Source organism: Rhizobium sp. BR 315 (assembly GCF_050577975.1).
GTDB lineage: Bacteria > Pseudomonadota > Alphaproteobacteria > Rhizobiales > Rhizobiaceae > Rhizobium > Rhizobium miluonense.
Map to the genome: position 1 here is coordinate 31,318 of NZ_JARWKZ010000017.1, position 23,062 is coordinate 54,379.

Here is a 23,062-nt window from a genome sequence, read left to right on the forward strand (position 1 = left end):
CGCCTCCATCTTACAGCGGCCCCGGGAGGTCCGATGTCATCTTCGATCAATGATAACTTCACCGTCGATCTGGCCGGGGCGTGGAGGCTGACGTCTCCCGACAGCGATCATTCGCTTTCCATGTCTCTGCCCGGTGATGTGCACTCCGCACTTTATGCGGAAGGGCTTATTCCCGATCCTTTTTTCGCGCGGAACGAAGAGGCCGTGCAGTGGGTTGCCAAGCAGGATTGGGGGCTGACGCGCAGCTTCACACTCGATGATGCCGGCGGAGACTGGTATCTCGACATCGATTATCTGGACACCGTCGCCAGCGTCTACGTCAACGATGCGCTCGTGCTGGAGGCTAACAACTGCTTCCAGCGCTATCGGCCTGATGTCTCGAAGGCGCTGCAGGAAGGTGAGAATGGCATTCGCATCGTCCTGCATTCGAGCATTGCGACGGGGGCAGAGCTTCAGGCGAAGCAGCCATTCTACATTCCTTACAGCACCGGCAATTCGCCGATCCCGAACGGCAACATGCTGCGCAAGCCGCAATGCCATTTCGGCTGGGACTGGAATATTGCGATCGCGCCGCTCGGCCTTTACGGCACGATTGCGCTGAAGAAGCTTGAGATCGCGCGCATCGAGAATGTTGTCACCCAGCAGCTCCACAATGATGACGGCTCAGTCGATCTCAAGGTTACGGTAGCGCTGTTTGCCAAGGGAACGGGCGTTGCGCAGCTCTATTTCTCGCTCGACGACGAGCGGGTGCGTCTCGATGTCGGCGTTAATGCCGGGGAAACGTCGATCACCCATTTCTTCCATGTCGACAAACCCAGGCTCTGGTGGCCGGCCGGCAATGGCGAACAGGCACTCTATACTCTGTCCGTCGAAACCAATTTCGAAACCGTGACGCGGCAAATCGGCCTGCGCACGGTCGAGCTGATCACCGACGAAGACGAGGCAGGAAGCCGTTTTGCTTTGAAGATCAATGGTCGTGAGATCTTTGCGCGTGGCGCCAACTGGATTCCGGCCGATGCGCTGTTCTCTCGTTCCAAGCCGGAGCTGACCGAAGGTCTGCTGCAATCAGCCGCCGATGCCAATATGAATGTCATCCGCGTCTGGGGCGGCGGTTTCTACGAGCATGACTGGTTCTATGATACCTGCGACCGTCTGGGGCTGATGGTGTGGCAGGATTTCATGTTCGCCTGCAATCTCTATCCTTCGACGGGCGACTTCCTGGAGAATGTCGAGGCGGAAGTGGACTATCAGGTTCGCCGGCTCGCCACGCATCCGTCGATCGTGCTCTGGTGCGGCGATAATGAGCTGGTGGGCGCGCTCACGTGGTTCGAGGAATCCCGTAGGGATCGCGACCGCTATCTCGTCTCCTACGACCGCCTGAACAGGACGATCGAGAAGGCGATGAAGAAGGCGCTGCCGGATGCGATCTGGTGGCCGTCGAGCCCAGCTTCGGGCTATCTCAACTTCGGCGATGCCTGGCATGCCGACGGCTCCGGCGACATGCATTACTGGTCGGTCTGGCACGAGAACAAGTCCTTCGACAATTATCGCACCGTGCGCCCGCGCTTCTGCTCGGAATTCGGGTTCCAGTCCTATACCTCGCTGCCAGTCATCGAGACCTATGCAGAGGCGAAGGACATGAACATCGCTTCTCCGGTCATGGAACTGCACCAGAAGAATGCCGGCGGCAACGAGCGCATCGCCGGTACGATGTTCCGCTATTTCCGTTTCCCGAAGGATTTCCCGAATTTCGTCTATCTGAGCCAGGTTCAGCAGGGCCTCGCCATCAAGACGGCAGTGGAATATTGGCGCTCGCTGAAGCCGCACTGCATGGGCACTATCTATTGGCAGCTCAACGACACCTGGCCGGTGGCCTCGTGGTCCAGCCTGGATTACGGCGGCCGGTGGAAGGTGATGCATTATCTGGTGCGGCGCTTCTTCCAGCCCGTATCGGTCGCCGCAATTCCGTCCGAAGACAACAAGACGATCCGTTTCTCTATTGTCAACGACACCAATGTCGACGTCACGGCCGATATTTCCGTATCGCTGCTGAAGCTTGATGGCGAGCGTGTGCTCCTGACCACGGCGCATGCCGTCTGCACCCCCGACGCGGCAATGACTGCATTGTCGATCGATGCGGATCAGGTGCCGGCCGATTGTTTGCTGGCGTGGCGTTTCACCGCATCGAACGGCATGGGCGGTGAGGGGCATTACGTCCACGGCACTTACAAGGCCCTGGAGCTTCAGCCTTCGGGCCTGACGGTGCTGAGGGAGGAGAAGGAAGAGAACGGGACGGTGGAACTTACCGTCACCGCAAAGGGACTTGCGCTGTTCGTGATGATCGAGACCGAGGTGGAAGGGCGTTATTCCGACAATGCCTTCGATCTTGCCGCCGGCGAACGCCGCCGCATCGTTTTCACGCCGGCCAAGCCGCTGGCAGGCGGCGTGCCCGAATTCCGTATCTACGATTTGCAATCCAGCCAGTCGGTGGATTGAGGTATTTCGCCGCCACGGCGGCGTTTTCGGGCTTCTGGCCCAAGACAGACGGCCGGGAGGCCATTGGAGGACTATCGATGACGAAACTTGGATTTCAGCTTTATAGCGCCCGCAATTTTCAGCCCTATTCGGAGATCTTCGTGAAGCTCGGCAAGGCCGGCTATGCCGAGGTCGAGGGCTTCGGCGGCATTTATGCCGATCTCGACGAGACGGGCCTCAAGAACCTGCGCGCCGAACTCGACAAGAAAGGCCTGAGAATGGCGAGCGGCCATTTCAGCCCGGATTTCCTCGACGGCGAAGTGCAGAAGTCGCTGACCATCGGCAAGACCCTCGGCATGGATTCGATCTATGCGCCGCATATCGCTGCCGACCAGCGTCCGACCGACGCCGCCGGCTGGCGCGCTTTCGGCAAGCGCCTGCATGAAATGAGTAAGCCCTACAAGGATGCGGGCTTCGAATTCGGCTGGCACAACCACGACTTCGAATTCGTCAAGCAGGCGGATGGTTCGCTGCCGATCGAGCAGATCTTCGAAGCTGCACCGGATATTTCCTGGGAAGCCGATATCGCCTGGGTCATCCGCGGCGGCGGCGATCCCTTTGCCTGGATCGAAAAGCTCGGTCCGCGCATCACCGCTGTTCACGTCAAGGACATTGCGCCGGCTGGCGAGAACAAGAACGAGGACGGCTGGGCCGATGTCGGTCACGGCACTGTTCCGTGGGCGAAGCTGCTCAAGGCGCTGGCCGGCACCAAGGCCAAGCACTTCGTCGTCGAACATGACAATCCGAGCGATGTCGATCGCCTGATCACGCGCTCCATCGCATCCTTCAAGAGCTTTTGAGGCACTTCCACATGGCTAAGGAACTTGGCGTCGGCATCATCGGATGCGGCAATATCTCAACGACTTACTTCTCGCTCTCACCGCTCTTCAAGGGCCTGAAGGTGCTGGCCTGCGCGGATATCAACATGGATGCGGCGCGCGCGCGCGCCGAGGAATACAAGGTCAAGGCCCAGACCATCGACGAGCTGCTCGCCAATGACGAGCTCGACGTCATCGTCAACCTGACCATTCCGGATGCGCATTTCCCGGTTTCCAAGCGCATCCTCGAAGCGGGTAAGCACGTCTACTCCGAAAAGCCGCTCGTGCTGACCCTGGAGCAGGGCGAGGAACTGCGCCGCATCGCCAAGGAAAAGGGGCTGGCTGTCGGCTGCGCTCCGGACACCTTCCTCGGCGGTGCCCATCAGCTCGCCCGCAAATTCATCGACGACGGCGGCATCGGCCGCATCACCTCGGGCTCATGCCATGTGATGAGCCCGGGCATGGAGATGTGGCATCCGAACCCGGACTTCTTCTTCCTGCCCGGCGGCGGCCCGATCCTCGATCTCGGGCCCTATTACGTCGCCAACCTGATCAACTTGATCGGCCCGGTGAAGCGCGTCGGTGCGATGACCTCCATGGCGTCGCCGACCCGCACCATCACCAGCCAGCCGCGCAATGGCGAGATCATCCCCGTGAAGACGCCGACGACGATCCAGGCGCTGCTGGAATTCGTCAGTGGGGCAAGGATCACGCTGACGGCGAGCTGGGATGTCTGGTCGCACCGCCATGCCAACATGGAGCTTTACGGCACCGAGGGCTCGCTCTACGTGCCCGACCCGAACTTCTTCGGCGGCACCGTCGAGGCAAGCGGTCGCGACAAGGACATCAAGCCGCTGGAAAACTGGGCGCATCCTTTCGGCATCGCCAACCAGGAAAGCCCGAGCGGCCTGCGCGCCAACTATCGCACGGCCGGCCTTGCCGACATGGCGGCATCGCTGATCGACGGGCGCGATGCGCGTTGCTCGCTTGATCGCACGCTGCACGGCGTCGACGTCATGACTTCGATCCTGAAGTCCGGCGAGGAAGGTCGTTTCATCGATCTGACCACGACCTGCACGCAGCCGGCCGCACTCGGCGTCGAAGAGGCGCAGGCGCTCTTGAAGTAAGCGCAATAAAAGCTAGTTTGCGCGCGGGTAACAACCCGCGCGCTTTTTCATCTCGAAGGAATTCCACCATGGCCTGGCAACCGGCATCCGATCGCTATTCAAAAATGAAATACAACAGGACCGGCCGTTCCGGTCTGAAGCTGCCGGCCGTCTCGCTGGGGCTCTGGCACAATTTCGGTGGCGACACGCCGCATGACCGCAAGGTCGACATGTGTCGCACGGCCTTCGATCTCGGTATTACCCATTTCGATCTCGCCAACAATTACGGGCCGCCTCCCGGCAGCGCCGAGACCGCTTTCGGCGAGATCATGCGTACCGAATTCGCCGGTCTGCGCGACGAGCTCATCATCTCCTCCAAGGCCGGCTACGACATGTGGCCGGGTCCCTATGGCGAGTGGGGCAGCCGCAAGTATCTGATCGCCTCCTGCGACCAGAGCCTGAAGCGCATGGGCCTCGACTATGTCGATATCTTCTATTCGCACCGCTTCGATCCGGATACGCCGCTGGAAGAAACCTGCGGCGCGCTTGATCATATCGTCCGTTCGGGCAGGGCGCTTTATGTCGGCATTTCCTCCTACAACTCGCAGCGCACGCGCGAGGCTGCAGCGATCCTTAGGGAACTCGGCACGCCATGCCTGATCCATCAGCCGAGCTACTCCATGCTCAATCGCTGGGTCGAGGATGATGGTCTGGTGGATACGCTCGAAGATCTCGGCATCGGCTCCATCGTCTTCTCGCCGCTGGCGCAGGGCATGCTGACGACGAAGTATCTGGGCGGCATTCCGGACGATAGCCGTGCAGCCCAGAACCACTTCCTGAAGCGCGACTTCATCCGCCCGTCGATCATCGACAATATCCGCAAGCTCAACGAGATCGCCGAGAAGCGCGGCCAGACGCTGGCCCAGATGGCGATCGCCTGGGTTCTGCGCGGCGGCCGCATCACTTCCGCTCTGATCGGCGCTAGCCGCTCGTCGCAGATTGTCGATTGCGTCAAGGCGCTCGACAATCTCGAGTTTACGGCCGAAGAGCTGAAGCAGATTGATGTCTACGCCCGTGAGGCCGATATCAATCTTTGGGCCAAGTCGGCCGAGCGGGACTGATCATCATAAAACGCCCGGAACCGGTTTCTGGGCGTTTTACCTTATGCTGGCGCTCATCGTGGTCTCTGGAGGAGTAGGTTTTATGATCCGCAATCCGATCCTGCCGGGTTTCAATCCCGACCCGTCCATCTGCCGTGTCGGCGAGGACTATTATATCGCCACCTCCACATTCGAATGGTATCCGGGTGTGCAGATCCATCATTCGCGCGACCTGGTGAACTGGACGCTCGTCAGGCGGCCGCTGGAGCGTGCGTCTCAGCTCGACATGCGCGGCGAGCCTGATAGCTGCGGTATCTGGGCGCCTTGCCTCTCCTATGCCGACGGATTGTTCTGGCTCGTCTATACCGACGTCAAGCGTTACGACGGCAATTTCAAGGATGCCCACAATTACATCGTGACGTCACCGACCATCGAAGGCGAATGGTCCGAGCCGGCTTATGTGAACTCCTCCGGTTTCGATCCCTCGCTGTTCCATGACGATGACGGGCGCAAGTGGTTCGTCAACATGCAGTGGAACCACCGCACCGAGAGCTATGGCGGCTCGCCGAAGACGCCGGCTTTTGACGGTATTCTGCTGCAAGAGTGGGATCCGGCGACGAAATCCCTGAAGGGGCCGATCAGGAACATCTTTGCCGGCACGGAGCTGGGACTTGTCGAAGGGCCGCATCTCTTCAAGCGTAACGGCTGGTACTATCTGACCACGGCGGAAGGCGGCACCGGCTATGATCATGCCGTGACCATGGCGCGCTCCCGCGACATTGCCGGCCCCTACGAACTGCATCCGAACAAATATCTGATCACCTCGAAAGATCATCCGGAAGCGCCGTTGCAGCGTGCCGGCCATGGCCAATATGTCGAGACGCATGACGGTCAGTTCTATCATACGCATCTCTGCGGCCGGCCCCTGCTGCCGCATCGCCGCTGCACGCTCGGCCGCGAGACCGCTCTGCAGAAATGCGTGTGGAAGGAGGATGGCTGGCTTTATCTCGAAAACGGCACCGGTGTTCCCGATGTTAATGTCGCTGGCCTGAATGGCGCCCAGCGCATCGAGAAGCCGCGCCGCAGCGGTTATAATTTCGACGAGCGCACTCTGCCGATGGATTTCCAGTGGCTGCGCACGCCGCAGCCGGAGCGCATCTTCAGCGTAACGGAGCGTCCCGGCCATTTGCGGCTTTTCGCCCGCGAAAGCATCGGTTCCTGGTTCGAACAGTCGCTTGTCGCCCGCCGGCAGGAACATCACAGCTTCCGTGCTGAAACCGTCGTCGAGTTCGAGCCCGACACCTATCAGCAGGTTGCCGGCCTGACGCATTACTACAATCGCTTCAAACTGCATGCCATCGCGGTGACCTTGCATGAGAAGCTTGGCCGCTGCGTCACGATCATGACCTGCGCTGGCGATTATCCGAACGGTCGCCTGAGCTTCCCGATCGAGGGCGGCGTGGCAGTGCCGGATGGGCGGATCCAACTTGCCATGGAAGTGCGCGACAACGATCTGCAGTTCTTCTGGCAGGCGGAGGGCATGGGCGCATGGCAGGCGATCGGCCCGGTGCTCGATGCCGGCGTCATCTCGGACGAGGGCGGCCGTGGCGAGCATGGATCCTTCACTGGTGCCTTCACGGGCATGTTTGCCTTCGACACGTCGGGCCGGGCAAAAGCAGCGGATTTCGACTGGTTCAATTACGATGAATTGTAAGGCTGCCAATGGCTTGCGGCGATGCAGGCACAAGGCCGAACCAGCGGATCGCGTCCATTACGGAATTGTAATTCAACTGTGAGATTCGTTTCATGTCTGTCACGACAAGAACGCGTGCAGATTCTGAAATGAGGAAACAACCAATGAGAAAAATCTTCACCGTCCTTCTTGCCGCGTCCATTCTGGCGGCGCCGCTGGCTGCGACAGCGCAAGTGAAGCCGGCGCCGGCCGGCAAGCAGGTCGTCGTCCAGAAAGAGGTGGTGAAGAAGAAAGTCGTCATCCGCAAGGGCGGCTGGGTCAAGGGGCGCCGCTTGTCGCCTTCGGACCGGCATCGCGCGGCTGAGATCGACTATCGCGCCTACCAGCTGTCCACGCCTCCGCGCGGCTATCACTGGGTTCGCATCAAAAACAATTTCCTGCTCGTCGGCATTACGAGTGGCCTGATCTCTAAGGTGCATGACGCCCGTTAGTTCGGACGTAATTATCGCCAAACGAAGCAAGGGCGGTCCCCGGAACCGCCCTTTTTCATGCCGTCAGATATGAGAACTCCTCGAATCAAAATCCCCGGCATCTTGCCGGGGATTTCAGCATTTCGTCTTTTCTCAATCTCAGTTCAGGCGGCCTGCCGCATGCGCCAGCATGGTGTAGACCTTGCCGGTGTCCGAGGTGAGATAGGATTGCGTGACGGTGCGGTCGCGATCGGTACGGGCAACGTCGGCAAGCAGCTTCTCGAAATCGGCGATGTAGCGATCGACCGCGGTGCGGAACTCCGGCTCGCGATCATACTTGCGCTTGATCTCGTCGAAGGTCTGTTGACCCTTCAGCGTGTAAAGCCGGCGGGTGAAGACATCCCGTTCGCCGCGCTGGTAACGGCGCCACAGATCAACCGAGGCGTCGTGATCGATAGCGCGGGCGATATCGACCGACAGGGAGTTCAGCGACTCGACGACGTGACGCGGGTTGCGAGCCACGGGGGCGGACGCCTGCTCAGACTGCGATTTTGGTGCCGCCTGACGGGCCGGCTGCAGGCCGGCGTTTTCGTCGCGCGAGGCGCCACGCAGCAGGTCACTGATCCAGCCGCCGCCAGCCGCCGTTTCAGGGCGGGCCGGAGCCGGCGTTTCGGCCGGGCGCTGCGGTTGAGCTACGGGACGTTCGGCGGAGATGGAGCCGCGCAGACCGAGGGATTCGATTGAAGGCTGCTGCGGCAGCGGCGCCGGCTGCTGAACGCTCTGTTGCGGTGCCTGCGGCTGTGGAGCGGGCTGCTGCGGCCTGGGAGCCGGAGCGGCAGCTGCCGTCGGAGCAGGGGCTGCCGGTTGCGGCCGCGGTGCCGGCTGTGCATCGGCCAAGGCGCGAGCTGCGGGCTCGGAGATTTCCAGCTGCTGCGTCGAGCGGCCGACGATCTGCGAGATGTCCTGCAGGGCCTTGATCTGCTCTGCCACGGCACGACGCATGGCTGCCGCGCTTTCCTTGGCCTCTTCCGGCAGGTCGAATGCGCCGCGCTTCAGCTCGCTGCGCGTCATATCGAGTTCCTTGCGGATATCGCCGGCCGAGCGACGGATCTCGTCGGTGGCACCGGCGAAGCGGCCGATGGCGTCATCCACGGCGACACGCAGTGTTTCGCGCAGCTGTTCGGCGGCGCCGTCAGAAGTCTTGCCGGCTTCGGCAAACATCCGCTCGACGTCCGACAGCGAAGCCGTCAGGCCGCCGCGCAGGCGGTTGGTGAGATCGGTGGAGCGACGCTCGGTATTGGCGAAGGTGCTCTCCATCGCCTGGCTTGCTTCCTCGCCGGCCTTCTGCAGCGAGCCGCGCATGCTTTCCGCTGCATCCTCGGCGCGCTTTTCGGCATCGGAGAGAACGCGGCCGATATCTGCGAAGGAGGACTGCACGCTCTGGCGCAGATTGCCGGTGACCTGGTTGGAGCGCTGTTCGGCGCGGTCGAAGGCGGTTTCCACCATGGAGCCGAGGGCACGCATGGTGTTCTCGATCTCTTCCGAGCGCTGAACTAGGCCGACAGCCAGGTTCTGCAATGCGGTTTCGCGTTCTTCCAGCGTCGATACGAGGTTCGACTGAGCCGCACCCAGGAGCTGGGAGGCCTGCGTCAGCACCTTGGAGTGGTCGTCGAAGCGGCCGACGATGCTGCCGACCTGCGACAGGGTCTGACCGGTGATTTCGGAGAGCTTGTCGACCTTGCCTTCGAGAAGACGGCTGGAGGCCGAAACCATCTCGCCGGCCTTCGTGGCGGAATCGGCGAAGCGTACCGAGGTGGCGCTGAGGCGATCGTCGACGCTTGCGAATTCGGCAGCGGCATTGTTCAGCAGGCCCGCGATCGCGGAGTTGTTTTCAGCCAGGCGAGCGATGATACCGTTGACGCTTGCCAGCAGGTTGTTTTCCAGCGCGCTGACGGTGCTGACAGCATGTTCGGTGCGCGATGCGATGGCGTTGATCAGGGCGGCGTTCTCTGCGCGCAGGCGCTCGGTGCTTTCCTGAGCTGCTGCCGAGATGAGGGCGGCCGCTTCCTGACCCGTTGCCGCATAGCGGTCGACGATCGGGCGAGCCTTTTCGTCGATCAGGCGCGACAATTCGGTCGAGCGTCCTGCCAGCATGGAGTTCAGTTCGCGGGTGCGCTCGTCGAGCGAGGAGCGAATGGAAGTACCGCGCGCTTCCAGTGCCTTGTCGACGTCAGCAAGCGTGGCGTCGATTTCGCGGGCGCGATCTTCCAGCGAGGTGCGGATGGCCGTACTGCGCTCCTCGAGCGCACGCTCGACCTGAGACATGGTGGACGCGATCTGCTCGCTGCCTCCGGCAAGCGTGTTGCGTATGGCAGTGCCGCGGGCTTCCAGCGATTGCTCTGCAGAAGAGAGCGTCTGCGAGATCGCGTTGACCTGATTGCTGACGAGGCCTTCGGCTTCGGCAACCTTGTTGACGATTGCGTTGCCGGCCTCCGAGAAGGTCTGAGCGACGGCGGCAGCCTGGCTCGCCAGTCGGTTCTGCGTTTCCGAGACGCGATTGACGAGATCGTCGGAGCGCTCGGTCATGGCGCGTGTGAAAGTATCGCTATGGCTGCCGAGGTTTTCGGCAAACTGCTGGCCGGTGCGAGCCAGCAGATCGGCCGTGCGCGTGGCTTCGCTGTCCATTCCCTGTGCGGCATCGGCGACTGCCGTGCGCAGCGTGGTGGCGAGATTGGCCGCTTTACCCTCGATGGTGCGGTTGACGGCATCGAGACCGAGGTTGAGGGCACGATCCATTGTCGACAGACGCTCTTCGATGCGAGCGGCAGCTTCACTGCCGCTGGAGTCGATCTTGGCGGAGCCGGTTGCCAGGGTATCGGACAGTCGATTTCCTGCCGCATCGACCTGGGCGGCGACACCGTCCACACCTTCATGGATGCGGTTTTCGAGAGCGGACAGACTTGCCTCGACGCGCGAACCGGTTTCGGCAAAGCGGCTGTTCATGCCGTCGATCGACTGATTGAGGTTGGACGAGAAGTTTTCGGCCGAGCGGGCGATATCGCCAGCGGCCTGCTGAATGCGGCCGGCGATGTCGCCCGCTCCGCTGTTCAGACGATCTTCCAATGTCCGCGCGCTGGCGTCGATGGTTTTGCGCAGCGAGGCCTCGCGGTCTTCGAGCGACATTTCCAGCATGCTGGCGCTGGTCGCGATGGATGTGCCGATGGCGGTCGTCTGCTCGAGCAGAGTGTTGTCGATCTGAGCATGCGCATCGCGAAGCGTCAGGCTGATGGCGTTGCTGCGGTCTTCCAGGGTGGAACGCATGCGCTCATAGGCCGAGGCAAGGTTCCGATCCATTTCGGACAGGCCGGTACCAAGCGCATTTTCGAGCTGACGCGTCGTGCTGCCGAGAACGTTCTCCACGCGATCGGCGCCGCTGCCGAGCAAGCCCGACAGGGATTCTGTATGGGCGGCAAGCGAGCGATCGAGGCGATCCTGATTTTCGGTATAGGCGGCGCGAATGGCATCCGCCTTGTCGCCGAAGGCACCTGCCACGCGGGACTCTGCGCCGGAGACGCTGTCGAGCAGGGCGTTGGCGCGAGATTCCAGGGCGCTTTCGAAGCGGCTCTGGTTTTCTGCGAGTGAAATCGCAAAAGCCATGCTCTTGTCGTCGAGCGTATTGGTCAGCGCCTCATGGCCGTGCGTCACGGTGTGAGCGATGGCCTGGGCGCCGGTAGCGAGGGTTTCCTCGAGCTTTGCTTGGTTCTCCGAGAGCGCGATTGACAGCGCCATCGTTCTATCGTCGAGGCTGTTGACGATCTTGTCGTGGGTGCCTGCCACCGTGCTGGAGAGCGCATCGAGGCGGTTGGAAAGGGTGTCCTCAAGACGCGACTGAGTGCTGGAGAGGGAAATGGCGAGCGCCATCGCCTTGTCGTCCAGGGCATCGGCCAGTGCAGAATGGTTGTCGGTAAATGCGTTGGCGATGGCTTCTGCGCGATTGGCAAGTGTTGCTTCGAGACGCGATTGGCCACCCGTCAGAACCTCGGAAAGTGCCCTTGTCTTGCCATCGAGCGTGTCGGCGACGCGCTCGGCGTGACCGGAAACGGTGTCTTCCAGGCGAGCCTGGCTTTCGGAAAGGGCGACGGCGAGCGCCATCGTCTTGTCATCAAGCGTGTTGGCGACGCTTTCCGCATGACCGGAAACGGCGTTTTCCAGACGAGCCTGACTTTCGGAGAGGGCAAAGGCGAGTGCCCGCGTCTTGTCGTCCAGCGTGTTGGCAACGCCTTCCGCATGACCGGAGATGGCATTTTCCAGGCGGGCCTGGCTTTCGGAGAGGGCGATGGCGAGCGCCATCGTCTTGTCGTCCAGCGTATTGGCAACGCTGTCGGCATGACCGGAGACGGTGCTTTCCAGACGGGCCTGGCTCTCGGAAAGAGCGACGGCCAGCGCCATGGTTCGGTCGTCCAGCGCATTCGCCAGGGCAGCATGATTGCCGGCAAATGCCTTGATAATCTCCTCGGCGCGGGTGGAGAGCGTTTCCTCCAGGCGGCTTTGTCCGCTGGTCAAGGCCGCGGCGAGTGCGCCGGTCTTGCTGTCGAACGTGTTGGCGACGCGCTCGGCATGGCCGGAGACGGTTTCTTCCAGACGAGCCTGGCTTTCGGAAAGGGCAATGGCAAGCGCCATCGTCCTGTCGTCGAGCGCGTTGTTCACGCTTTCGGCGTGGCCGGATACGGTGCTTTCGAGACGGGCCTGACCCTCGGCAAGAGCGCGAGCCATGGCCCTGGTCTTTTCATCCATGGTGCCTGCGACCTGGTCGGCATGTCCGGAGACCGTGTCTTCCAGGCGAGCCTGGCTTTCGGAGAGAGCGATGGCGAGCGCCATTGTCTTGTCGTCGAGCGTATCGGCCAGCTTGCCATGCGTATCGGCAAGGACGCTCGTGATGGCGTCGGCGCGGCTTGCCAGGGTGTTTTCAAGGCGAAGCTGGTTTTCGGCAAGCGAGATCGCCAGCATTGAGGTACGCTCATCCAGAGCGGCGGTCAGATGCTGGTGAGAGCCGTTGACAGCGCTGACGATGCCTTCTGAACGCTCGGCCAACGTCTGCTCGAAACGCGACTGATTGTCGGCCAATGCGCCGAACAGGGCGTTGCTGCGCGAGGCCATGACGGCGTCGATGCGCTCATGGGCAGAGCCCAGTGCCTGCGTGATCTCGCTGGTGCGCGACGAGAGCGTATTGTTGATCTCGGTTGCGCGGCCGGTGAAGGCCGTGGTGAGCTCTTCCGTGCCGCTCTGCAGGGCAGCGGTGACATCCCGTGTCACGCCCTGTACGGCGTTGGTGAAGGTGCTCGCATGCGTCGATAGCGCGGAATGCAATTCGCCCGTACCCGAGGTGAGGGCAGACGAAATTCCGCTGGTGGCGTTGTTGAGAGCGGAGGTGATCTCATCGGCCCTGGAGCCGATCGCGCTTTCCAGCACTTCCTGGCCGGTTGCCAGAGTGGTTGCGAGCGCGAAGGACTGGTCCGTGAGAGAGGACCCGAGGCGTTCGATGCTGGAGGTCAGAATGCCTTCCAGAGCATCCGAGTTGCTGCCCAGAGATTGATTGATCCGGGCAAGGCTTTCCGAGAGCTTGCTGTCAAGCGTGCCTGCGCGCTTGTCGAAGGCGGAGGTGAATTCCGAGACGCGCTCGTCGAAGGTGGTCGAAAGCTGCGCAATCGTGGACTGGAAGCGTTCCTCGAAAAAGCCGGAACGGAGGTCGATGTCCATGATGGCGTCATCGGCCGTCGATTGCAGGCTCTGGCGGAAGCTGGCGCCTTTTTCGTCGAGCGACGAATTGAGCTTGGCAAGCACATTATCCAGCGTGCCGGTAATGGACCGTTCGCCGCCGGAGAGGCTCTCGCTGATTTCCCGGGTGCGGGCAACCAGCGTTTCGTTGAGCTGGCGGGCGCGGTCGTTGAGCGCGTTGTTCAGCTTTTCCGTGTTCGCATCGAGCGTCGAAGCACGGGTCTCGAACTGGCCGAGCAATTCCTTCCCGCGCTGGCTCAGCGTCGACGACAGGGCATCCATGCGGGAGTCGAATTCATGGCCGAGAGCGAGGCCCGAAGCATTCAGGTTCTGCAGGAGGCTGTCGGTCTTGGCGGAGAGCAGGGTTCCGAGCGCCTGGACGGCGGAATCCGACTTTTCCATCAACGCCGCGGCGCGCGTATCGATCATCGAGGCGAAGGCTTCGCCCGACGTGGACAGGCGCACTGCAATCTCTTCAGTCGCGAGCGACAGATCTTCCTTGATCTGGTCATGGACGCCCGAGATCGAGGAACGGATGCGTTCGGCGTGGTTGACGATCGCGTCGCGCTCGGCACCCAGTTCGTGCACAAGGCCGCGGACGCGCAGTTCGTTGTCGGCGTAGCTGCGCTCCAGCGCATTGACCTCGGTATGGACGAGGGTTTCCAGCTCGGTGGCGCGTGCAATGGTGCGCTCGATGCCTTCGTTCATCGCCGAAACTTCGCGACGCACGGCCTGGCCGACCGTCATGATGCGTTCCGAAGCGACGGTTTCGGGCTCGACGAGGCGCAGGGCCACCTCTGCCATCGAGCGAGCGGCGTTGCGCATATCATGCGCACGCGAAATCATCATGCCGAAGGCATAGAACAGGAGTACCGGAACGACGACACCGACGATGCAGGCGATGACGCCGGGAAGGGCGGCCAGATCGGCGATCGAATGGATGTTGCGGATCTGCTCGCCATAAAGAAGGAAGGCGAGGCCGACGCCGCCGATGATCCAGAACAGCGAAAAAATCGTGGCGTTGCGAACCGCGTGGCTTTGGGAACCGCCATCCAGCGCTTTCAGGATGCTGGCGGGGCTCGCACGGTTGCCGTCGTTGGCTGCAGCAAGGTTCGGGCTTCGCGGGGCCTCGGCGGGGCGGGACGCTGCGGCAGGGGAGGCTGCGCCGCGCGCGGTGCCGGCATTGCGGGCTGCATCGTCCTTGGTCTGCTTCATCGGCTGTTTGGGCGGCTCAGACACTTTTTGCTCCGGGACATCAGGCGTAGGACCGCTTCGAGACTCCAAGTTCTCGTCACTGAAATCGATCTGCAATGCTTCGTCCAATGCCTGAAAGGCCTTGTCCTCGACCGACTCGATGTACTTTTTGTTCGCCATGCGGTTACGCCTCGTTACAACTCACTCGGGCTTGCCGTGTCGTTTCCCGTATTCCGCCGCGTCCGGAAAAGACGAACCCTGCCTCCCGTGGGGTCCTCCGCCTCCGGTCGATACCGGGTTTGGATTTCCCATTACATTTCAGAGTGGATAACTGCTTTTTCAAACGGATGTTATGAAAACATTACCATCATCCACTTCTTGGGCAAAGGCACGCGCCATCTACCCAATTTACTAGTATCGTAGTGACACATTCCCCCAGTCATGACAATTAATTCCACCTTAAAGATAGTGGATCATTAAGGTGCCGTTAACCCTCTTTGTCTGTGCAACGCCATGAAAACCCAAGATTCTGAGCATGTTTAACGCACGTTAACCATGTCTGGAGTTTTGCGCCCTCAATGTGCCAAAATTTAACTCGATGGCCATTCCCCGGCCGCAAATATAGGGCGGGTCGCTAAAACAGTCATAGATAATAGACGGGAGCGTTGGCACATGGCAGCATTGAATATCGCATTTGAATCTCCGGACAACTCGCGCGGACCGACCGCGAGGCGGGCAATCGATCTTATTCATCTCGCAAAGCAGACGATGGGCGACAAGGCCCTGGAGGTCGAGGTGCTGCAGATGTTTGCGCGGCAAGCTCGTTCCTGCCTGCAGGAAATCGGTAGCGGCGATGCCAAGCGTATTCAGGCGGCATCCCATAAGCTGACGGGTGCGGCGAGCGCCATCGGCGCTTTCCGGGTTGCCGATGCGGCGGCGGCGCTCGAACAGAATACGGGCGATGCTGCGCAGATGGCCGCGGTCACCACATGCGTGATCGAGGCAGAGAACTTCATTCTCAAACTCTCGCGCTGAACCCGCAGATCCGGCAATCGCCAAAGTTTCTGCGCCGCCAGACGGATCAAACCGTTTCGGCGGCGCAAATGTTGACTGACCTGGCGAATTGTTGGAAGTAAAATTCCAGATCGTCCTTCACTCACGCATTTTGGAATTCGCTGACATGACCAAATTGACCATCATCGCCTTCGACGGCACACGCTTTGACCTCGACGTCGACGTGGGCTCCACCGTGATGGAGAATGCCGTGCGCAATTCTGTCCCCGGCATCGAAGCCGAGTGCGGCGGCGCGTGTGCCTGTGCCACTTGTCATGTCTATGTCGACGAAGAATGGACCGAGAAGGTCGGCAGCCCCGAGGCGATGGAAGAAGATATGCTGGACTTCGCCTTCGACGTTCGCCCGAACTCGCGCCTCTCCTGTCAGATCAGAATGAAGAGCGCCTTTGACGGGCTCGTCGTCCGCGTGCCGGAGCATCAGGCCTAAGATTTTCGGCTCGCGTGCCCATAGCTTGTGTTATCCTGCCGATCTGCCTGATGTGACGTTTCTTGTCCGTACCAAAAAGATGCCCCGCTCAGCTGGTGCAGCGAGCGAGGCGAGGCGGGCGCATCACCACAGGCAAGGGAGGAAACACCTGCAGCTTCAGGACGCGCCAGGAGAACACTTAGCGCATGCTTTGAAAACAAACCCCGACTGCGCCGAACAGCGAGTACGCCCGACGGCGCAGGCACTCAAAATCGTTCCGTTTCGAGACGTTGCCCGGTCTTTTGGAATCATCCGGTGCATTCTCTATGTTAGATAGAGAAAACCTATTTCAGATTCGCGTAAAGTTCAAAGAGCGAAATTACCCGACGATTCACAGATATAGTGGCCGTTTTCACACAATTGCCCACGTATCGGCGAAATGGAAGTCATTGCGATTTACTGCTGGCTGTTTGGCCGGGTGCGATAGTACAGCAATCTCTGCATGCGGCTCTGGAAGTTGATCGCTTCGATGCGGTCGAATCGGGCTTGATCGGCGTCGTGACGCTCGGTCTCCCGCGCCGTGACGGCATTGGCTCTTTCCTGAAGCGTGTCGCAATCGGCGGCTGGCCGCAGAGCCAGGATCTGTCGCTCCATCTGCTCGGCATGCTGACGGGCGATCTCGACGTGCCGGTTCTCATGGCGGCGGATATCGGCGGCCAGCGTATCCCAGATCATGGAGATCTGCTTGCTTGCGTTGCGGCGATCGCGCCAGCGGGGCAAGATGATTTCCGTAGTCACCGTTACTTTAACGCCGGAAATGTAGCATCGGCCACCTGACTCGCTATAGGTGGCGTTGCCGCCGAAGCGAATCTTCGTCGCGCCCGGGTGATGGCTGCTGGAGCCCATCGCAAGCGGTCCACGCTCGTTCAGCGACGCATCGAGTTCATCGGCGGTGCTGCCCTTGATGTCGAAATAGGAAATGGTCTTGCGGGCAACCACCTCGGCCCTGGCCATGTCGGGCATGCAAAACGCAAGCAATAGAGCGCACGAAATACTGAACTTATGGGATGCAAGCGGCATTCGTGTTGCTACCATGTTGAACTTCCGCGAACCTTGCGGCATAGCCACTGTGAGCGCAATATCAAGCGCAAGGTTTTTTCATTTTCAATGGGATGGAACGGTTCGTGACTGAGCTTCGCAGCCAAACTTGGCATGTCGCGCATGGGCGCAGCCTCGATGTCGGCCGGCAGAGCGCCATCATGGCCATCGTCAATGTGACACCGGATTCCTTTTCCGACGGCGGGCGCTACGAGGCAGTCGATGCGGCGGTTGAGCATGCGCTGGCCTGCGTCGAAGAGGGCGCCGCCATTATCGATATCGGCGGCGAATCGACGAAGCCTGGCGCCGACACCGTCAGCGCCAGTGAGGAGCAGGGGCGGGTGCTGCCCGTCATCGAGGCATTGCGCGGCAAGACCGACGCGCTGATATCGGTCGATACCTATCGTGCCGATACCGCACGAATGGCGATCGGAGCCGGCGCGCATATCGTCAACGATGTCTTCGGTTTGCAACGCGAGCCGGATATAGCTGCCTTGGCGGCGCAGACGGGGGCCGGGCTTTGCATCATGCATACGGGCCGCGACCGGCAGAAGCTGCCTGACGTGATCGACGATCAACTGCTGTTCCTCAACCGCTCGCTCGACATCGCGACTGCAGCCGGCGTCAACAGGCAGAATATCGTGCTCGATCCCGGTTTCGGCTTTGCCAAGGAGAATGCGGAGGAGAATCTGGAGTTGATGGCGCGGTTCCAGGCGTTGCTCCGGTTCGATCTGCCTCTCTTGGTCGGCACCTCGCGCAAGCGATTTGTCGGCACGATTACCGGACGCGATGCCGCGGACCGAGATGCCGGGACGGCTGCCACGAGCGCGATATTGCGCCTGCAGGGAGCAGCTCTATTCCGTGTGCATAATGTCGCAATCAACAGGGACGCGCTGGCGGTTGCGGATGCTATTCTCAGGACGCGCGCGAGACTTAAAGCATGATCCCGAAATATAGGGGGCGGTTTTCGAACGCCGTCGTGCCTGTTCGAAACGGAGGGACGCCATGAGCGTTGTGACATACACCATTACTTTGCAGAATTGTGCATTCTTTGCCCGCCACGGCGTGCATGATGAAGAAGAGTTTCTCGGGCAGCGCTTCTTTGTCGATGCCGAACTCGATGTGGAGGCCGGCGATGCGCTGGAGCGCGATTCGATCGATGATACCGTCAATTACGGCATCGCCTTCACCGTCATCGAGGAGATCGTCACCGGTCGCCGTCGTTATCTGATCGAGGCGCTGGCGCTTGATGTCGCCAAGGAATTGTGCCGGCGTTTTCCGAGCATCCGGCGCGCAAAGATCACAGTGCGCAAGCCCAATGCCCCGGTTCCGGGCGTTCTCGACTACGTACAGGTGAGCGTTGAGCATTTTGCCTGAGAATATAGCAGTGCGGGCGACGCTCGGTCTGGGCGGCAATCTGGACAATCCCGTGCGCGCCATGGCGCTTGCGTTGCGCGCGCTCGACGCGCGTGACGATTGCCAGGTGGTTTCGGTTTCGCGGCTCTACCGCACGCCCCCCTGGGGCAAGACGGATCAATCCTTCTTCTACAACTCCTGCGCGGCCGTCGATACGACGCTGGCGCCCGAGGCTCTGCTCGATGTCTGTCTCGACATAGAGCGTCAGATGAAACGGATCCGGATCGAACGCTGGGGGCCGCGGACGATCGATATCGATATCCTGACCTATAGTGATTTGGAGCAAGTGGAACCGCTGCTGTCCATCCCGCATCCGCGGATGACCGAGCGTGGTTTCGTGTTGATGCCCCTGGCCGATTTTGCCGGCGACCTCATCGTCAAGGGCCGCAGCGTCAAGGACTGGTTGCACGACGTCGATGTCGAAGGGATCGAGATCGCGGATACGAGCCAGGATTGGTGGCGATCCGCCTGACCTGAAATGAGAAAGGCCGGCATATGTGCCGGCCTTTGAACGTTGGGGCCCACGCCGGGATTTACTGGATCGATCCGACCGCTATCGGATCGACGTCGGCGCGCTTCAAGGTAACGCCGATGACGGGCACCATCTGTTCGCCAACCTTGACCGAGATCGTGACGTTCATCGACTTGCTGTCGGAAACGCGGGCGATCATGGCGCCGTTGAGCTTCTGGCGATTGAGGCCGAGAACGACGGTGCCGTCATTGACCGTGCCGGACGTCACATCAAGTCCCTTGCCGGCTGCGCCATCCAGGAACTTTCCGGAATAGGAGCCGCCGCTCTGTGTGATTTCTGCCGACATCGGCTGCTGGAAGACGCCGACGCGGCAGGTGCCATCGAGCTTCACACCGGTGCTGCTGCCATCGATCGGCTTGCCTGTGAGGCTGCAGGTGAACTTCGTGCCCTTGTACTTGCCGGCGACGATTTCGCCGGGGCCGTTCCATAAGCCGGAGACGGACTGGAAGAATGCCTTGTCGCGGGGAGCCGCGTCGGCTGATTGCACCCAAGCACCGGTGGAGAGGGTCGCGGCGGCAAAGCCGCTTACAAGAAGAAATTGACGCGAAAACATGGACATTCCCTAGCGAGGCGGAACGGTAAAACTGGTTGTTACTTTTGCCTTAGAATGGTTAATGCTTGGTTTCCGAGGCCCTGCAGTGCCGGATTTACGGGCGTTTAGGTTGCGGAGCGCCCGGTCATATTCGGCGTGAGATCGCCGGCGAAGTCGGCAATACCGGGCCGCTTGAGCGCCTTGAAGGAGAGCGGCCGGCAGAGATCCATCGCTGCGATGCCGATTCTTGCCGTCATCATGCCGTTGACGACGCCTTCGCCGAGTCGCGCCGAAAGTTTGGACGCCAAACCGTGGCCGATTAGCTGCTGAACGATGCTGTCGCCGACAGCAATCGAGCCGGTAACGGCCAGATGGGCTAGCACGTCGCGCATCAGTCTGACCATGCCGAGCGTGCCGGGCCTGCCGCCATAGAGCTCCGCCATGGCGCGAACCAGCTTGGCGGCCTCATAGAGAACGTAGAGAATATCGACGAGGGCGCGCGGGCTGACGGCCGTCACGACCGAGACGCGTTTCGAAGCGCCGAGAATCAACGTCCGGGCGCGACGGTCGAGCGGCCCGAGCAGCTCACGTTCGGCGAGCTCGATCAGCTGCGGCGCGTCGATGATGTCGTCTTCGGCGGCCTTCAGCGTCGCGCGTCCTCTGGCTGTTTCCGGGTTGGTCTCCAGAATTGCGCAGAGACGCTTCACCAGCGCCTTGGCGCGCGCCGGTCGTGTCTCGACGATCGCGGCTTCCGCCTCCGCCTTGATCGATTGTACCGCAGCCAGCCGCATCATGCCGGCGGTTTCCCTGACCACGATGGCGAGCACGGCGAGGATACCGATGGCGACTGCGGCAAGGGCGGTATAGCCGAGCCAGTCGGCGCGGCTGAACAGGTTGCGGATAAGCTGGTCCGTCCAGAGCCCGAAGGCGAGCGATATCAGTACGCCGAGCGCGCTCAGCGCTACCTTGCCGAAGGACAACCCGCGATGACGGGGCTTCGCAACAGCATTTCCCGCAAGCGTCGGATCGACGGCAGGGCTGATGAAGGGATCTTCTTCGTCCGGGGTCAGGACGATCTCGGTGTCAAAGCTTTGCGGCTTGCGGCGCAGCACTTCGGGGCCGGCCTTGGCACTCGTATTCGCTTCGCTCGGCCCCACGGAAAAGGCTGCCGGGCGGCGGGCGCCGCTGTTGGGATCGTTTTCGGTCGGTTTCGTCATGCGAGACGGTCTCCGAACAGGAACTGCATGGCACGATCAAGCCGGATGTGCGGTACTGATAGCTTGATTCCGCCACCGGTTTCATCCAGCTCCGGCGGCCGGAAGCGGACGACATTTACGTCCGGCAAGTGGACCTTGGCCCCATCCGATTCAAGGGCTTCGAACAGCCAGCGCGGATTTTCAGGGAGATCGCCGGGGAATACCGCCGTTTTACGGTCGCCGTCGAAGATTTCGCCTGCGATCGTTTCCTTGTCCATCGGCGTACCGACGATGACGGGAAGCATCTGCCCATCGCGCGTGACCGTTGCTTCGCGCGTGGCGCGCACGGAAGCGATTGCCATGACTTCGATGCCGGCGCCGGCCATGCCGATGCGTTCGACCGCGCGCTCGACCAGGCGCCGCGTCAGCGCCTCCAGCCGGTCGTGGCTCTCGTGGTGCAGGTGATCGGCCTTGGTGGCGGCGACCAGGACGCGGTCGATGCGCCGGCCGAGCAGCGAGGAAAAGAACGAGTTGTTGCCGGGACGGAAGCAGGCGAGCACGTCCGTCAGCGCGCGTTCGAGATCCTGCACGGCTTCCGGACCGCGATTGATGGCCTGCAGCGCATCGATGAGCACGATCTGGCGGTCGAGGCGGGCAAAGTGCTCGCGGAAGAAGGGTTTGACCACGACCGATTTATAGGCCTCGTAGCGGCGCTCCATCATCGCCCAGAGCGACCCCTTCGGGGCGCTGCCCTCGGCGGGAAGCTTAAGCGGTGCGAAGGTTAGCGCCGGAGAACCATCGAGATCGCCGGGCAGCAGGAAGCGGCCGGGCGGCAGCGTAGAGAGCGAGCGCTCGTCGGATTTGCAGGCCTTGAGATAATCGGAAAAAGCGGTGGCAAGATCGCGCGCCTTCATTTCGTCGGCGGCCGCGGTAATATCGGCACTTTCGGTTCTTGCCAGCCAGTTGCGGGACAGCTCGGCGCGAATGCCGGTCTCGGCCAGCGCCAAGGTGTCGCTGCTGAAGGCTCGGAAATCCTTTCCGAGCAGGGGGAGATCGAGCAGCCATTCGCCCGGATAATCGACGATATCGATGGAAAGTCGGCCTGGGGAGAACAAGCGGTTCCAGCCGCTGGCGCTTTGATAGTCTAGCGTGATGCGCAGCTCGGAGATCGCACGCGTCGAATCCGGCCATATGCGCTCTTTGACCAGTGCGCGGATATGATCCTCATATTGAAAGCGCGGCACGGCGTCGTCCGGCTGGGGCTCGAGGCGAGCCGCCGAAACGCGGCCCGATTGTACCGGCTCGAACAAGGGCAGGCGTCCGCCATTCAGCAGATTGTGCAACAGCGACGAGATGAACACGGTCTTTCCGGAGCGGGAGAGCCCCGTCACCCCCAGCCGAATTGTCGGGTTGACGAGCCCGGCTGCGCGATCTGCGAGATTGTCGAAGGCGATGAGGGCGTCGTCGGTAAAGGAGGTCAGGCTTGGGGGCAAGGCGGGATCCCTGGGTGACAGCGTGACCGTGAATATAGGAAGCGAATCTTGCGCGGAAAAGATGAGCGAGCAAAGCGAAGACCGAGCTGGCTCGCTTCAGGCGCTTATCCCTATTTGGTGACAAATTCCGTCAGCGACCAGCCGGTCGATGCCGCGTCGACGACCGCGAGGCCGGCAGTCGGAAAGCCGTGCGGGAGGGCGGCTGCCAGGGCCTTGTGACCGATCAGAGCTTCCAGCGTCTGCTCGATGGTCGGATTATGCGCCACGAGCATGACGGACTGCTGATCCTTTTGCGACGCGATAAGCGAAAGGTAGATGTCCAGCGTTCCATTATAGACGGCATCGACAAAGCGGAATTCGGTGGAGGGGCTGACGACGCGGCGCATGGCCTCGGCCGTCTGGCGGCAGCGCAGCGCCGTCGATGAGATGACCAGATCTGGCTTGTAGTCTTTTTCGGCGGCCTTGTCGGCAACGATTTCTGCTGCGGCGTAACCGTTGTTGCTCAGAGGACGATCGAAATCCTTCTGTCCGGGTGCGGCCCGCTGAGCCTCTGCATGACGCAGGAGATAGATACGTGATGGCGGCGGCGAGATGCTGGTCATGATGAAATTCCGAAGCTCTATT

Annotated in this window: 17 protein-coding genes; 11 read left to right on the forward strand and 6 right to left on the reverse strand. The window is 61.2% G+C overall.

The features are described from left to right. The first annotated feature begins 33 nt into the window (after positions 1-33). From QD409_RS17790 to QD409_RS17815, 6 genes are all read left to right on the forward strand, one after another. Entirely contained in the window at positions 34-2,496 is a 2,463-nt protein-coding gene (locus QD409_RS17790; RefSeq protein ID WP_430763255.1) for a beta-mannosidase, read from the forward strand. A gap of 77 nt (positions 2,497-2,573) precedes the next feature. Next, positions 2,574-3,335: a sugar phosphate isomerase/epimerase family protein gene (locus QD409_RS17795; RefSeq protein ID WP_430763256.1), complete on the forward strand. Its 762-nt coding sequence runs from the start codon at positions 2,574-2,576 to the stop codon at positions 3,333-3,335. 11 nt (positions 3,336-3,346) lie between these two features. Further along, positions 3,347-4,480 carry a Gfo/Idh/MocA family protein gene (locus QD409_RS17800; RefSeq protein WP_092854852.1) on the forward strand — a complete coding sequence of 378 codons (1,134 nt, stop codon included), beginning with the start codon at positions 3,347-3,349 and terminating at the stop codon, positions 4,478-4,480. Positions 4,481-4,548: 68 nt separating this feature from the next. Continuing rightward, positions 4,549-5,580, forward strand: coding sequence for an L-glyceraldehyde 3-phosphate reductase (gene mgrA, locus QD409_RS17805; RefSeq protein WP_092854854.1), 1,032 nt, complete (start codon positions 4,549-4,551; stop codon positions 5,578-5,580). An 82-nt stretch (positions 5,581-5,662) separates the two neighbouring features. Then, positions 5,663-7,273, forward strand: coding sequence for a glycoside hydrolase family 43 protein (locus tag QD409_RS17810; protein WP_092854856.1), 1,611 nt, complete (start codon positions 5,663-5,665; stop codon positions 7,271-7,273). A 143-nt stretch (positions 7,274-7,416) separates the two neighbouring features. Next, positions 7,417-7,743: an RcnB family protein gene (locus QD409_RS17815; RefSeq protein ID WP_092854858.1), complete on the forward strand. Its 327-nt coding sequence runs from the start codon at positions 7,417-7,419 to the stop codon at positions 7,741-7,743. 138 nt (positions 7,744-7,881) lie between these two features. On the opposite strand, the gene QD409_RS17820 is transcribed toward QD409_RS17815, so the two are convergent. Continuing rightward, entirely contained in the window at positions 7,882-14,871 is a 6,990-nt protein-coding gene (locus tag QD409_RS17820) for a hypothetical protein (RefSeq protein ID WP_092854860.1), read from the reverse strand. 492 nt (positions 14,872-15,363) lie between these two features. On the opposite strand from QD409_RS17820, the gene QD409_RS17825 reads away from it, so the two are divergent. Together QD409_RS17825 and QD409_RS17830 are read left to right on the forward strand one after the other, a co-directional pair. Continuing rightward, complete coding sequence (locus QD409_RS17825; protein ID WP_092854861.1) at positions 15,364-15,726, forward strand: Hpt domain-containing protein; 363 nt, start codon at positions 15,364-15,366, stop codon at positions 15,724-15,726. 145 nt (positions 15,727-15,871) lie between these two features. After that, positions 15,872-16,192, forward strand: coding sequence for a 2Fe-2S iron-sulfur cluster-binding protein (locus QD409_RS17830; RefSeq protein ID WP_092854874.1), 321 nt, complete (start codon positions 15,872-15,874; stop codon positions 16,190-16,192). A 435-nt stretch (positions 16,193-16,627) separates the two neighbouring features. On the opposite strand, the gene QD409_RS17835 is transcribed toward QD409_RS17830, so the two are convergent. Further along, on the reverse strand, positions 16,628-17,251 hold the full coding sequence (locus QD409_RS17835) for a DUF922 domain-containing Zn-dependent protease (protein WP_425348569.1): 624 nt from the start codon (positions 17,249-17,251) through the stop codon (positions 16,628-16,630). 92 nt (positions 17,252-17,343) lie between these two features. Here QD409_RS17835 and folP point away from each other — a divergent pair, with 92 nt between their 5' ends. From folP to folK, 3 genes are all read left to right on the forward strand, one after another. Continuing rightward, on the forward strand, positions 17,344-18,213 hold the full coding sequence (gene folP, locus QD409_RS17840; protein ID WP_092854865.1) for a dihydropteroate synthase: 870 nt from the start codon (positions 17,344-17,346) through the stop codon (positions 18,211-18,213). Positions 18,214-18,274: 61 nt separating this feature from the next. After that, the gene (gene folB / locus QD409_RS17845; RefSeq protein WP_004109018.1) at positions 18,275-18,646 is read left to right on the forward strand and encodes a dihydroneopterin aldolase; all 372 of its coding nucleotides are present in this window, start codon (positions 18,275-18,277) and stop codon (positions 18,644-18,646) included. Continuing rightward, the gene (folK, locus tag QD409_RS17850) at positions 18,639-19,157 is read left to right on the forward strand and encodes a 2-amino-4-hydroxy-6-hydroxymethyldihydropteridine diphosphokinase (protein WP_092854866.1); all 519 of its coding nucleotides are present in this window, start codon (positions 18,639-18,641) and stop codon (positions 19,155-19,157) included. Before folB ends, folK begins: the two co-directional genes overlap by 8 nt. Positions 19,158-19,218: 61 nt before the next feature. On the opposite strand, the gene QD409_RS17855 is transcribed toward folK, so the two are convergent. The 4 genes from QD409_RS17855 to QD409_RS17870 form a co-directional block, all read right to left on the reverse strand. After that, a complete protein-coding gene (locus QD409_RS17855; RefSeq protein WP_092854005.1) occupies positions 19,219-19,770 on the reverse strand; it encodes a hypothetical protein in 552 nt (183 codons plus the stop codon). Positions 19,771-19,874: 104 nt separating this feature from the next. After that, positions 19,875-20,966, reverse strand: coding sequence for a YcjF family protein (locus QD409_RS17860; RefSeq protein WP_092854004.1), 1,092 nt, complete (start codon positions 20,964-20,966; stop codon positions 19,875-19,877). Next, positions 20,963-22,438 (reverse strand): YcjX family protein, encoded by a 1,476-nt coding sequence (locus tag QD409_RS17865; RefSeq protein WP_092854003.1) that lies wholly within the window; start codon positions 22,436-22,438, stop codon positions 20,963-20,965. The genes QD409_RS17860 and QD409_RS17865 overlap by 4 nt, the downstream gene beginning before the upstream one ends. 110 nt (positions 22,439-22,548) lie before the next feature. Further along, positions 22,549-23,040, reverse strand: a complete 492-nt coding sequence (locus tag QD409_RS17870) for a SixA phosphatase family protein (protein WP_092854002.1) — start codon at positions 23,038-23,040, stop codon at positions 22,549-22,551. Between the last annotated feature and the right edge of the window lie 22 nt (positions 23,041-23,062).

Excerpts from the sequence above, each read along its gene's own strand:
- mgrA (WP_092854854.1), top strand. The coding sequence starts at position 4,549 with ATGGCCTGGCAACCGGCATCCGATCGCTATTCAAAAATGAAATACAAC.
- QD409_RS17825 (WP_092854861.1), top strand. The coding sequence starts at position 15,364 with ATGGCAGCATTGAATATCGCATTTGAATCTCCGGACAACTCGCGCGGA.
- QD409_RS17855 (WP_092854005.1), bottom strand. The coding sequence starts at position 19,770 with ATGTTTTCGCGTCAATTTCTTCTTGTAAGCGGCTTTGCCGCCGCGACC.
- QD409_RS17795 (WP_430763256.1), top strand. The coding sequence starts at position 2,574 with ATGACGAAACTTGGATTTCAGCTTTATAGCGCCCGCAATTTTCAGCCC.
- folP (WP_092854865.1), top strand. The coding sequence starts at position 17,344 with ATGGAACGGTTCGTGACTGAGCTTCGCAGCCAAACTTGGCATGTCGCG.
- QD409_RS17790 (WP_430763255.1), top strand. The coding sequence starts at position 34 with ATGTCATCTTCGATCAATGATAACTTCACCGTCGATCTGGCCGGGGCG.
- QD409_RS17820 (WP_092854860.1), bottom strand. The coding sequence starts at position 14,871 with ATGGCGAACAAAAAGTACATCGAGTCGGTCGAGGACAAGGCCTTTCAG.
- QD409_RS17800 (WP_092854852.1), top strand. The coding sequence starts at position 3,347 with ATGGCTAAGGAACTTGGCGTCGGCATCATCGGATGCGGCAATATCTCA.
- QD409_RS17810 (WP_092854856.1), top strand. The coding sequence starts at position 5,663 with ATGATCCGCAATCCGATCCTGCCGGGTTTCAATCCCGACCCGTCCATC.
- folB (WP_004109018.1), top strand. The coding sequence starts at position 18,275 with ATGAGCGTTGTGACATACACCATTACTTTGCAGAATTGTGCATTCTTT.
- QD409_RS17835 (WP_425348569.1), bottom strand. The coding sequence starts at position 17,251 with ATGCCGCTTGCATCCCATAAGTTCAGTATTTCGTGCGCTCTATTGCTT.
- QD409_RS17870 (WP_092854002.1), bottom strand. The coding sequence starts at position 23,040 with ATGACCAGCATCTCGCCGCCGCCATCACGTATCTATCTCCTGCGTCAT.
- QD409_RS17860 (WP_092854004.1), bottom strand. The coding sequence starts at position 20,966 with ATGACGAAACCGACCGAAAACGATCCCAACAGCGGCGCCCGCCGCCCG.
- QD409_RS17830 (WP_092854874.1), top strand. The coding sequence starts at position 15,872 with ATGACCAAATTGACCATCATCGCCTTCGACGGCACACGCTTTGACCTC.
- QD409_RS17815 (WP_092854858.1), top strand. The coding sequence starts at position 7,417 with ATGAGAAAAATCTTCACCGTCCTTCTTGCCGCGTCCATTCTGGCGGCG.